This window comes from Curtobacterium salicis (genome assembly GCF_011759505.1).
Taxonomy (GTDB): Bacteria; Actinomycetota; Actinomycetes; order Actinomycetales; family Microbacteriaceae; genus Curtobacterium; species Curtobacterium salicis.
In genome coordinates, this window is record NZ_JAAOYO010000003.1 from 274,837 (window position 1) to 286,649 (window position 11,813).

The 11,813-nt window shown below is 68.6% G+C and carries 11 protein-coding genes; all 11 read right to left on the reverse strand.

What is annotated here, in order from left to right; genetic code table 11:
* Window positions 1-16: 16 nt before the first annotated feature.
* Window positions 17-619: a CBU_0592 family membrane protein gene (locus tag E9228_RS09840; protein WP_166780390.1), complete on the reverse strand. Its 603-nt coding sequence runs from the start codon at window positions 617-619 to the stop codon at window positions 17-19.
* Between the two features lie 174 nt (window positions 620-793).
* Window positions 794-1,510, reverse strand: a complete 717-nt coding sequence (locus E9228_RS09845) for a hypothetical protein (RefSeq protein WP_166780391.1) — start codon at window positions 1,508-1,510, stop codon at window positions 794-796.
* Window positions 1,510-2,280, reverse strand: a complete 771-nt coding sequence (locus tag E9228_RS09850; RefSeq protein WP_166780392.1) for a hypothetical protein — start codon at window positions 2,278-2,280, stop codon at window positions 1,510-1,512. Before E9228_RS09850 ends, E9228_RS09845 begins: the two co-directional genes overlap by 1 nt.
* Window positions 2,277-3,329 (reverse strand): type IV pilus assembly protein PilM, encoded by a 1,053-nt coding sequence (pilM, locus tag E9228_RS09855; protein ID WP_166780393.1) that lies wholly within the window; start codon window positions 3,327-3,329, stop codon window positions 2,277-2,279. The genes E9228_RS09850 and pilM overlap by 4 nt, the downstream gene beginning before the upstream one ends.
* Window positions 3,330-3,387: 58 nt before the next feature.
* Window positions 3,388-4,230, reverse strand: coding sequence for a prepilin peptidase (locus tag E9228_RS09860; RefSeq protein WP_166780394.1), 843 nt, complete (start codon window positions 4,228-4,230; stop codon window positions 3,388-3,390).
* Entirely contained in the window at window positions 4,227-6,107 is a 1,881-nt protein-coding gene (locus E9228_RS09865; protein ID WP_166780395.1) for a hypothetical protein, read from the reverse strand. The genes E9228_RS09860 and E9228_RS09865 overlap by 4 nt, the downstream gene beginning before the upstream one ends.
* The gene (locus tag E9228_RS09870; RefSeq protein ID WP_166780396.1) at window positions 6,104-6,808 is read right to left on the reverse strand and encodes a PulJ/GspJ family protein; all 705 of its coding nucleotides are present in this window, start codon (window positions 6,806-6,808) and stop codon (window positions 6,104-6,106) included. The genes E9228_RS09865 and E9228_RS09870 overlap by 4 nt, the downstream gene beginning before the upstream one ends.
* Entirely contained in the window at window positions 6,805-8,271 is a 1,467-nt protein-coding gene (locus tag E9228_RS09875; RefSeq protein WP_166780397.1) for a prepilin-type N-terminal cleavage/methylation domain-containing protein, read from the reverse strand. The genes E9228_RS09870 and E9228_RS09875 overlap by 4 nt, the downstream gene beginning before the upstream one ends.
* Before the next feature lie 83 nt (window positions 8,272-8,354).
* On the reverse strand, window positions 8,355-8,777 hold the full coding sequence (locus E9228_RS17340) for a type II secretion system protein (RefSeq protein ID WP_166780398.1): 423 nt from the start codon (window positions 8,775-8,777) through the stop codon (window positions 8,355-8,357).
* Window positions 8,778-8,973: 196 nt separating this feature from the next.
* Window positions 8,974-10,197 (reverse strand): type II secretion system F family protein, encoded by a 1,224-nt coding sequence (locus E9228_RS09885; protein ID WP_166780399.1) that lies wholly within the window; start codon window positions 10,195-10,197, stop codon window positions 8,974-8,976.
* Window positions 10,197-11,804 carry a type IV pilus twitching motility protein PilT gene (locus E9228_RS09890; protein ID WP_166780400.1) on the reverse strand — a complete coding sequence of 536 codons (1,608 nt, stop codon included), beginning with the start codon at window positions 11,802-11,804 and terminating at the stop codon, window positions 10,197-10,199. Before E9228_RS09890 ends, E9228_RS09885 begins: the two co-directional genes overlap by 1 nt.
* Window positions 11,805-11,813 lie beyond the last annotated feature (9 nt).

The following is an 11,813-nucleotide window of genomic DNA, read 5'->3' on the forward strand; positions in this document are numbered from 1 at the left end:
ACGGGCGGCGGCGGGACTACGGGGCGTCGGCGCGTTCCGGCTCGGCGGCGGTGTCCAGACGCTGCTGTGTGGCGTGCTGCTGCGTCGCGTGTTGCTGTGTGGCGTGCTGCTCGGCGGCGGCACGCACCAGCGCGAGCGCGATGGTCGCGGTGATGACGGGCACGGTCTCCGTCATCGGCGCGGGGGCGTCCGCGGCCGCTCCGGACACGTCCTGGAGGCTCGGTGCCGGTTCCACGGTTCCGGCTGTGTCGGCCTCGTCAGGCTTCGCCGTGACGGTCTCGTGGTCGCGCAGCGCCGGGCCGACCACCGGAAGGACCGCGGTCGTGGTCGGAGGCTCGATGTGCCCACTTGACAGGACGGCGGGCTCGTCCGGACGGCGGCGACGTCCGAGCATCCGCACCAGGACGACCGCCGCGACGCCCGCCCAGATCGCGTTGACGATCGTCGACGGCACGGCGTGGTGCGCGGCGACGTTCACGGCCACGGACACGCCTCCGACGAGGTTGACGAGCTGGTAGACGGGCCCGTTCGGGAGCTTCCCGAGCGAGAAGAGCAGGTAACCTGCCAAAACGGTTACAGCTCCGAACCAGCCGAGGAACTCGATGACACCGACGAACACGCGCGACTCCGGGCACGACGAGGAGCCCCCGTTTCGAGGGGCGTCCGAGAGGGAGATGGGCGGCCGCGAGCGCGGGCCCGAGCAGCATCGTAGGCGGCTCCGACGGCGCGACGGAAGTGCGAGCGGCGTGGCGGGGTGGCCCCGGTGCGGGGGTGGTGGGGACGGTCCGTCCGGCTACTTGCCGGCGTCGTCCGAGGTGCCCCTGAGGACGTACACGGATCCGGACAGTGACCACGCCTGGCTCGTCATCGGAGGACCGCTCTCGTCGACGTCAGTGGCCGCGATGCGGTTCACGAGGAACAGACGCTCACCGGTCTGGACGGACTTCGTGAAGGCGAGTGCCTGGTCGTAGGAGCCGGTGACGGCGACGGTGACCGGGATCACCGTGAAGTCCGTGCCCGTGATCGCCGCGTCGGTGAGGGGTGCGGGCGCGCTGGGGACGGCCGGGGTGGCCGACGGGCTGCTGGTCGGGCTGGGGGTCGCACTCGGTGTCGCCGAGGGCGTCGCCGAGGACGCGTCCGACGGAGCAGCGGCGGCGGCCGGCGCCTCGTAGGGTGCGGCATCGCCGAGGGTGATCGTCGTGACGACGACCCCGGCAGCCGACGCGTAGCCGTCCAGTGCCTTGAGGAAGGGCGTCGTGTCCATGGTCGCGGGAACGGAAGCCCGCAGTGTCGCGAGTTCGGACTTCGTCGTGCTCAGCGAGTCGGCCGCCTTGGCCAACCGGGCGAGCTCCAGCTGGTTCGTCCGGTTCGTGCTGTCGATCGTCTCCTGCTGGGTGCCGTTGGCGGCAGCCTGAGCGAGCTGTGGCTGGACACCGAGGAACCACCCGCCGGCGAGCACGGCGACCGTCATCACGAGCGCGATGACGAGCGAGAGCTTGTTCTTGTTCATCAGTCGTCCGCCTTCGTGTACTTGCCGTCGTACGCGTCGGCGTCCAGGTTGACCTGCACCACCGCGCTGTACTCACCGGTGTCTGCGTTCAGGGAGATCGACGCGATCGTCGAGTCGGCGTAACCCGGGAGGGCGGACAGTCGGTCGTTCCAGTCCGGGACCGAGGGGATCGTCGCAGTCCGCACGGTGAGCGAGAGCGTCGCGACGCGCTGGCCCTGGAGCGGCACGCTCGACTGCTCGAAGGCCTGGGTCGGACTGGCGGAGTCGATCGTCATCGCCGAGATGCTGACGCCCTCGGGGAGCGCCCCGCGGATGCCGGACAGGGCCGAGTCCCAGTCGATCTCGGTCGATCCGCCGACGGCCTGGGCCGACTGGAGGACCTTGGTGTCGGCCTCCGCGCTCCGCACCTCGGAGTACCGCTGCTGCTGCGCGAGCAGGGACGACGTCGCCTCCTGCGCAGCGGAGAGGGACGACGCGGAGTCGAGCTGGTGGGCGATGGCAGCCCCGGTCGCGAGGACGACCACGGCGAGGGCCACGAGGACACCCATCCAGGCACGACGAGCTGTCGTCCGCTCCCGCCGATCGACGTGCACCTCGATCGGCAACAGGTTGACACGGGGTTCCCGGATCGGCGGCCCGGACACGGCCGGCCGCTTCTTCGGGACGTCCTGCCGGACGGGCCTGGTCGCGTCGTCGGTCGGCCGCGACCGCGCGCGCCCCGCCCGCTTGGAGAACGGCAGGGTCATCGGTCTGTTCTGCGCGCTGGTCATGCTGCTCTGCTCCCGACTGCGAGTCCGAAGGCGACACAGATCGCGTCACCGTGGTCGGCGACGTCCTCCGGCCGGAGGGACCGTGCCGTCGCCACCCCCGCGAAGGCACTGCCGAGGTCGACGGGGATGCGTGTCTGCTCCGCCAGGGCCTCGGGGAACCCGAGGAGCCGCGCCCCACCACCGACGAGGACGATCTGGGTGACCGGTTCCGCCGGCCGGGTGTTGGCGAAGTAGTTGATCGTGTTCCGGAGGCTCGCGATGAGTTCACTGGCCGCGTCATGGGTCGCCGCGACGGCACGCGCGTCGTCGACCGTCCGCCCGCCGGGGCCCAGGCCGAGGTGCCGCTTGACCGCCTCCGCCTGGTCGAACGGGATCTCGATCCGCCCCGACAGCGCCTTGGTGATGTCGTTCCCGCCACTCGGGATGATGCGCACGAACTGGGGGATGCCGTTCGTCGCGAGCACGACGCTGGTGGTGTCGGCACCCAGCTGGACGAGCGCCACGGTTCCCGGACGCCCTTGGCGGCCGACCAGCACCCGCGTCAGGGCGAAGGGGATGAGGTCCACGCCGACCGGGTTCAGCCCGGCCAACTGGACCGCGCGGACGTTCGCGAGGACGGCGTCCTTGATCGCGGCGATGAGCAGGCCGTGCACCACGGGGCCGTTCTCGCTCTGGCTCTCGGACGTCGGGTAGAAGTCGAGGATCGCGTCACCGACGGGCACGGGGAGCATGTCCTGCACCTGGAACGGCAGGCTCTCGCGGATCTGCGCGAGCGGCGCCTGCGGGACCGTGAGGTCGCGGGACAGAACACGCTGGTTGCCCATCCCGAGCACCACGTTCTTCGACCGGAACCGCCCGATGCTCCAGAGCTGCCGGAGCGCTGCCGCCACCGTGTTCGGTTCGAGGACCTCGCCGCGGCTGACGGCACCCTCCGGTGTCGGCACCTCGGCGAACCGGACCAGGGTCGGTCGCGCACGGTCCGCGTCAGCCACCTCGACTGCACGGATCGACGATCCGGCGATGTCGACGCCCACGATGCTCTTGCTCATGCTGCTGCTCTCGGTTCTGGTGTGGTTCGGTCGGGTCAGGGAGTCAGTGTCGAAGCGGTCAGGCGAGGCCCAGGAGCCCCAGGTAGCCCTGCCAGAGCGGCGCTCCGAAGGCGATCCCGAGCCACGCTCCGACGAGCATCGACGGCCCGAAGGGGATCCCGCCCCGCCGCTGCACACGACCGAGCGCGAGGAGGACGATCGCGACCGTACCGCCGACGAGGAACGCGCCGAAAGCTCCCACTGCGAGGGGTCCCCATCCGAGGTACGCGAGCACGAGTCCGAGGACGACGGCCAACTTCACGTCGCCGAGCCCCATCCCGCCGGGCACGGCGAGAGCGAGGACCAGGTAGGCGCCCCCCAGGACGGCTGCGCCGATGAGACCACGCAGGAACGGGAAGAGGTCACCGTGCGCGACGGAGGCACCGAGGAGCACGACGACGAGCACGGCGGCAGCCGGGTACACGATCGCGTTCGGCAACGTGTGGGTGTCCAGGTCGATCAACGCCAGCGCGACGCTCACGGCCATCAGGAAGAGGAGCCCGACGAACACGAGCACCGCCCCCGTGGTGTCCCGCGCGGTGGTGGTCGTCGCTGGGGACGCGACGACGGCGACCAGGGCGAAGAGCAGGCCGGTGCCCAGTTCGACAGCCGGGTAGCGCACCGAGATCGGCGCCCCGCAGTCACGGCAGCGACCGCGGAGGACCAACCACGACAGGACCGGGACGTTGTCCCGACGGCGGATGGCGTGGCCGCACTGCGGGCAGGCGCTCGCGGGGGCCACCACGGATCGGCCGGCGGGCACCCGGTAGACGACGACGTTGAGGAACGAGCCGATGACGATGCCGAGGATCCCGCTGAAGACGACGACGAGCGGCGTGAGGTCCGTCGTGGCCGCGGTCATCGGCACACCCCGGTCGTGGTCGTGGCACACGAGCCGTCGGTCTTGTACGCGGACTGGACCTCGACCTGGGTCGTGACGCCGTACGAGGTCGACACCGGCTGGAGGAACTTCGGCGGAGCCGTGGTGAGGAGGCGCTGGTCGTACACGTAGTTCTTGACGAAACCGGTGCCACCGGTCGTCGCGACCGCACCACGCCAGTTCTGCGCGATCGAGCCGATGACCTTGAGGACGCCGAGCTGCGAGCCGATGTCGTAGTTCTGGTTCCAGAACGTGCCCGCGTTGCTGGCGATCGCGGCACTGATGGTGATCTTGGCGCCGTAGCCGCGGTTGAGGAGGCCGACTCCGCCGCTGGTGCAGCGCGAGTAGTCGACCGTTCCGGACGACGTCGGGTACGCGGAGCACTGCGCAGGGTTGTAGATCTCGACCGCGTTCTGCCCGACGAGGCCGAGGATGTCGTTCGTCGGGTCGCCGTACGTGATGTCCCCGGTCACCCAGATGGTTCCCGACGCGACCATCGTCATCGCCCCGGAGAAACCCCCGCTCACGAAGAGGTCGCCAGCGGTGCAGGAGTACGTGTCCGACACCGAGCCGGTGCGGTAGTTGTTCGAAGAGCCGGTGTTGATCCACTCGTTCGCGGCCGGGAAGCCCTGACCGTTGCTGAACGGCTGGTTCGACTTGGTCGACACCTTCCCGCCCTGGACGGTGACGGCGGTGGAGCAGTACGTGTTCGAGTACTTCGACGGGATCGTGCCGGACGGCCAGGTGTTCACGTTGTTCGCCGCCGACGGGATGTCCTGCACGTACATCAGGTTCGCGGGCAGGGTCGGGATGGTGGCACCCGCCGCGCTCTGCAGTGCGTCGATGGTCCCGCAGAGCGACGCCGCCTTCGCGATGTCGTCGCTCTTCACGACCTCCCCGGTCGAGCTCGAGACCTTGACCTGCGTCGCCTTCGACCACGGCGACCACACCGTCATGTTCCCGTTCCCCAGGAAGGAGACACGGGTCGGACCGGTGTAGAGGCACCCTGGCCGCGGGACCGTCGCAGGGATGTCGGTGCGGGTCTCCTGCGACATGTTGGAGTTCAGCGCGGGGAGTCCGAGGTAGGGCACGATGGACGGCGCTCCGCCCTTGAACACCCCGCTGCAGCCGCCGCCGGAGGACCGCACGGTCGCGTCGTGCTGTTCGACCGAGCCCGTGAAGGTGGTCGAGCACGCCGCGGTGAACACGTCGTTCGTGCGGATCGGGCCGTTCAGGACGTCACTGCCGGCGAACTGCACCGGCGAGCACTTGCCGCTGACACCGGTCTGCCACTGGTACGCCGTCGTGCACGACGATCCCGTCAACGCGGGGTTCGACGACTCGTAGTTGGTGAAGTACAGGTAGTTGATGAACCCGTCGCCCTTGAGGTTCGCGACGAGGGAGCGCACGCTCGCACCGGACTTCCCGGTGACGCGGACACGGAGCACGCCCTTCGCCGAGTAGTCCGAGTTGTCGACCTCGTAGCGGAAGGACTGGTCGGATGAACCGACCACCGGCGCCCACTGCGACCCGGTGTTGGTGAAGGCGATGTTCGAGTCGTTGCCGGTGAACGAGGACCCGGTCGCCTTGCTGAACTGGGCGTTCGCGTTGCCGTACAGCGCGTACCCGTTGTCGTTCGACAGCTTCGCCTGGTAGTCGGCGAGGCCTGCGTACGCGGCCGCCATGGCGTTCTGGAAGTTGCGGTCGGCGGCGGACTTCACGGCGCCGGAGGTCGAGACGGCGATCATCGTCGCGACGAGGAGCATCATCACCGTGCCGAAGATCAGCACGTTGGCGAGGACGACACCGCGCTCGTCCTCGTGCGTCCGCCGGAGTGCCCGGATCAGCCGGCGGATCACGGCGTCGTTCCGACCGACGTGCCGTAGACGACGTTGAACAGGTACAGGGTGTTCTGGAGGTGCGTGTTCGCGGGCTTGCCGGCCGTGGTCGACCCGAGTTCCAGGTTCACCTGGACCGCCCGGATCGTCCCGAGACCGGTCGCCGGGACGATGCCGGACGCGGGAGTGGCCACGGCCTTCCCGTCGGCACCGAGGTACGTGAAGAGCGCGTCCCCGTCACTGGTCGGGGACGCGATCGGGCCACCGACCACCAAGCTCCTGGTCGGCGTCTGCGTGGGCGCCGGGAAGGAGTAGAAGCCGTTCGTCGCCGTGCCGTCCCACTGGTCGAACACGATCCGCTGGGCACTGTTGATCGAGTAACGGACCAGCACCGGCTTGTCCGTCGTGTTCCCGTCGAGGTTGATGAACGCGGTGAAGGTGAGCTTCGTGGGGGTGGCCTCGACGACGGCCGGCACCGACGACCCGTCGGCCTTCGGCAGCAGGCTGGCGGCGTGCACGTAGCGCGTGACGGAGTTCATGACGCTCGACGCGACCCGCGAGTTCTGGTCGGACGTCGAGTTCGTCGAGCCCGCACGGAGCGTGGCCACGAAGAACCCACCGACGGCGATGATGATGATGGAGGCGACGCTCATCGACACGAGGAGCTCGCTGAGGCTGATGCCGGACTGACCGCGGTGCAGTCGGCGGAGGAACCGCGTCATCGGATCTGCCCCCGGGGGTCGAGGGTCAGGGTGTTGTCGTAGCTGATGACCACCAGGGCGGTCTTCCGGTTGACGGAGCCGTTGGTGACGGGGGCGACGTTCGAGGCGTTCGAGGCGATCTCGTTCCTCGTCGTCGACCCGAAGGTCGTTCCGGACGAGATGGTCCACGTGCCGAACGGCAACGCGATGGTGGCCACGTCGGCACCGGCGACCGGGAACTTCATCGTCATGCCCGCCGCGCACCCGGGGTCCCCCGGGCCCGGGGTCGACGACGACACGGCGGTGAGGTAGCGGCCCTTGACGCCCTTGACGGTGGCGACGCCCATCATCACCGGCGCATCCGCGGGGGTGCCCGCCGGTGCCGGTACCACCGGCGTGCCCACGCCGACGTCGCCCGTCGGGTTCGGGGTCGTCCACGACGCGGGGCTGGGGCTCAGGCAGTTCTTCGTGCCGTCGAGGCTGTTCGAGTACGGACCGGCCAGGACGGTGTACCCGGACGTGAAGGGGAACACCGCCGCGGAGGGGCGCGGGTTCGTCGTCGAGGTGATCTGCAGGGTCTTGCTGGTCGTGTCCCACGGCGACACCGGATCGAGACCGCCGACGGAGCTGGACAGCGTGGTCACCATGTTCGTCGGCACGGTGGCGTTGTACGTCGGTGCGTACTGGAACCGCATCGTGCTCGCCTGGTCGTAGACGAACGGCACCGGCGCACTGGCCCCGGCGGTGACCGAGATCGGCGACTGCTTCGAGGGTTGCTGCTGGTCGGTGTCGATGCCACCGGGCGTGTTCGCGGTGACCGTGTAGTCGCCCTGCACCACGTTGACCGCGTAGGAGCAGCCCTGGGCGTCCGTGGGCAGCGGGCTCTTCGTCAGCGCCGACCCCGTCCCGCCCCCGACCGGCGTGACGCTGATGGAGACGCCGGGGTACGGAGCGCCCGACGCATCGGCCACCGAGATGATGATGGTCCCGTAGCCGGGGTCGGTGACGGCGTCGCTGGGAGCGATGGCGGAGGTCACGGACGTCGAGCTCGAGCCGCCGCGGGGATTCGGCCACGACACCGTCTCGACGACGCTCTTGTACGCGAGCTTGCCGTTGGACGTGCCGCACGCGCCGCTCGCGCCGTCGCTCTGGACCCAGGCCACCTTCCGGTCGACCTGGTACTTCATCCCGCCGATGGTGGAGGAGTTGTCGTCCCCGCGCGCGCTGACGACGTCGAAGATCCCGGTCGTCGACGCCGCCGCGGTCTGGCGCAGCATGTCGATGTCCTGCGAGGCCAGGGCCACGGCGGTCTCGCGACCGCGGCTCGTCTGCGTGAGCTGGAGGGTGTTGGCGATGCCGTAGGCGATGCCGACCGACATGACGGCGAAGACCATCATCGCGACCATCACCTCGATGATGCTGAAGCCCGCCTCACGTTGCGCGAGCTCGGCCGGGCGCAGCAGCCGCTGCAAACGCTTGACCATGGTCACCACCTCAATGAATGATGCGTTTCGACTGAAAGGGCGGCTCGTCCGAGACGAACCGCCCTTTGACTCGCGCTAGGAGATCAGCACGTGCCCTTGATGGCCGCCACTGACTCCGTGATCTTGTAGCTCGTGGTCGTCGCGCCGACTCCGGCGATGCAGAAGGCGGTGGTGCTGACACCCTTGTACGTCAGGGTGTTGCCGTCGCTCTGCGTGTAGCCGTACTGGCCAAGGGTCGCCGAGGTGAAGTCCGTCGCCGCCGGCAGCTTGCCGTTGTTGTCGGTCTGGTAGGCGATGACGGCGGTCTTCGCGTTCGCGAGGTCGGACTTGACCGAGGCGTCCTTCGCGTTGTTCTGCACGTTGAGGTACACGGGGATCGCGATCGCGGCGAGGATGCCGATGATGATCACGACGACCAGGAGTTCGATCAGGGTGAAGCCCTTCTCGTTCTCGTTGAGGAGACCCTTGCGGCGAGCGTCAAGCTTGCCCATGAGACGGAAGTACATTGTTGTTCCTTCATCCGGGAAATGGTGGGGTGGTGTGGTTCCGGCTTGTGCTCGTCGCCGGTCATCAGCGTATTGGGCGCGTTTCTCCGTCGGAATCCCGAGAACGGGGGCCAACCCCTGAGTGAAACACCCCCAGAATCGGGGGCAGAAAACGGCAGAACACCCCCGTGGAGGGGGTGTTGAACACGAGTTCTACTCAGTGCACGAGTGATGTGATCTGGAAGATCGGCAGGTACAGCGCGATGATCATGCCGCCGACCACGACACCGAGGAACGCGATGAGGAGTGGTTCGATCAGCGAGGTCAGCGCCTCGGTGGTGGATTCCACTTCCGAGTCGTAGAACACGGCGATCTTCTCGAGCATGGTCTCCAGCGATCCGGCGTCTTCACCGACCGCGACCATCTGCGCCACCATCGTCGGGAACACTTTCTCCTGCGCCAGGGGTTCGGCGATGGATTCGCCTTTCCGCACGCTTTCGGAAACGCGGTCGAGGGCTTTCTGCACGACGAAGTTGTTCGACACTTCGCCGACGATCTTCAATGCCTGCAGAATGGGCACGCCGGCCCCGATCATGTTCGAGAAGTTCCGCGCGAACCGCGCGATGACGATCTTCTTCGTCAATGAACCGAAGATCGGCAGACGCAGCATGATCGGATCACGGAATGCGCGGAAACGATCGGTGTTCTTGTTCGCCCGGTACCAGAACCACCCGACGGCGATGACGACGGCGAGGACCGGCGCTCCCCATCGCATCGCGTGCGACAGCTGCACCAGGATCATCGTCGGCAGCGGCAGCTGCCCGCCGAGGCTCGAGAACATGTCCTGGAAGATCGGCACGATGAAGACGAGCATGATCACGACGGATGCCAGCGACATGCAGAGCACCACGACCGGGTAGGTCATCGCCGACTTGATCGTCGACCGGAGCTTGTGCTCCTTCTCGAAGTTCGTCGCGATCGAGTCCATGGCCTGGTCGAGGAACCCGCCGGTCTCGCCCGCGCGGATCATGTTGATCATGATCGGCGGGAAGTCGACCGGGTACTTGCCGACGGCGTCGGAGAACGAGACGCCCTGCTCGACCTCGTCGCGCACCTTGCCCAGGATGTCCTTGAGCTTCTTGTTCTCGGTCTGGTCGGCCAGGATCGACAAGGCGCGCAGCAACGACAGCCCGGACGACAACATCGTCGAGGCCTGCCGCGACATGATCGCCAGGTCCTTGAGCCCCACGCCCTTCTCGAAGCCCGGGATCTTGATCTCGGTCTGCAGCCCGGTGCCGGCCTTCGCCTCGGTGATGGCGATCGGTGAGACGCCCATGCCGCGGAGACGCTGGACGACGGCACCTTCCGAGGCGGCGTCGACCCGGCCCTTGACGAGTTTGCCGGCGCCGTCGCGGCCGCGGTAGTCGAATGCGAGGGACATCAGTAGCCTCCGGAGAACTTGTCGCCGAAGTCGATCCCGCTCGCGGCGATGGCGTCGGCGGAGGCGTCGGACGGCGACTCGACACGCTGGACGAGCCGGTCGAAGCCCTCGAGGTCGTGCACCTTCTCGAGTGCCGCCTTGCGGGTGATGGTGCCGACGTTGACGAGTTCGGCCAGGTCCTGGTCCATCGTGTGCATCCCCGAGTCGCGCCCGGCCTGCATGGCCGAGGTGATCTGGTACGTCTTGCCCTCGCGGATGAGGTTGCCGATGGCGGGCGTGGTCTTCATGATCTCGGTCGACACGATCCGTCCGGTGCCGTTGGCCTTGGGGACGAGCGTCTGGCAGACGACGCCTTCGAGGGTGGCGGCGAGCTGCGTACGGATCTGTCCCTGCTGGTGCGGCGGGAACACGTCGATGACACGGTCGATCGTGCCGGGCGCGCTCTGCGTGTGCAGGGTGGCGAAGACCAGGTGGCCGGTCTCGGCGGCGGTCAGGGCGACGGAGATCGTCTCGAGGTCGCGGAGCTCACCGATGAGGATGACGTCGGGGTCCTGGCGCAGCACGTGCTTCAGCGCTCGGGCGAACGAGTGTGTGTCCGCGCCCACCTCACGCTGGTTGATGATCGCCTTCTTGTGCTCGTGCATGAACTCGATCGGGTCCTCGACCGTCACGATGTGGTCAGCCCGGGTCTCGTTGACCAGGTCGATCAGCGCGGCCAGGGTGGTCGACTTGCCGGAACCGGTGGGTCCGGTGACGAGCACGAGGCCGCGCGGCAGCTTGGCGAAGTCCCCCACGTACTCCGGGATGCCGAGCTGCTTGAGGGTCTTGATCTTCGTGGGGATGATGCGGAAGGCGGCGCCCCAGTTGCCGCGCTGCTGGTAGTAGTTCACGCGGAAGCGGAACTCCGGCGACAGCGAGTACGCGAAGTCGAGTTCCTGCTCCTGGTCGAACTGGGCGGCCTGCTCGACGGACATGAGCGTCTTGAGTGCGGCGATGACCTTGTTGCGCGCCCACGGACCTCCCGGCACGGCGGGCCGGAGCGAGCCGTCGACGCGGACGGTGGGCGGCGCGTCGGCAGTGACGTGCAGGTCGGACGCACCCTGGTAGACGACCTGCGCCAGCGCGGTGACGAGGTCGGCGTCCGCGTCCTCGCGCGCGTGGCGCGTGAAGTTGATCTCGGCGCTGCCGGTCGGGGCGGCCATCCGGATCGTCGGGGCGGCCGCCGGGAGGCTCGTGGTCGCGACCGCAGGCGGCACCGGCAGCCGTTCGGTCGCCTCGTAGCCGTAGCTCGCCGTCGAGGGCGGGACCGCGGCCGGCGGGGTGGCCGGCACGGCCTGCGGCTGCGCGACCGGGACGGCGACGGGCGCACCGCTCGGCGTCGGCCACCCGGCGAGGTCGTCGCTGAGGTCGTAGACCGGCACGGCGGGCAGGGACGGCGTGGCCCGGGGGACGCCGGTCGCGGACGGAGCCGTCACCGGGGGCTGCTGCGCGGCCTGGGCGAGGCGCGCGGCACGGCGGCCGCCGACCTCTTGTCCGGGGCTGCCGGGGTGCCAGCCGGCGACGGGTTCGTCACCGGCGGGGGTCAGGTCGTACACGGAGTCGGTCATGTGTTCGTC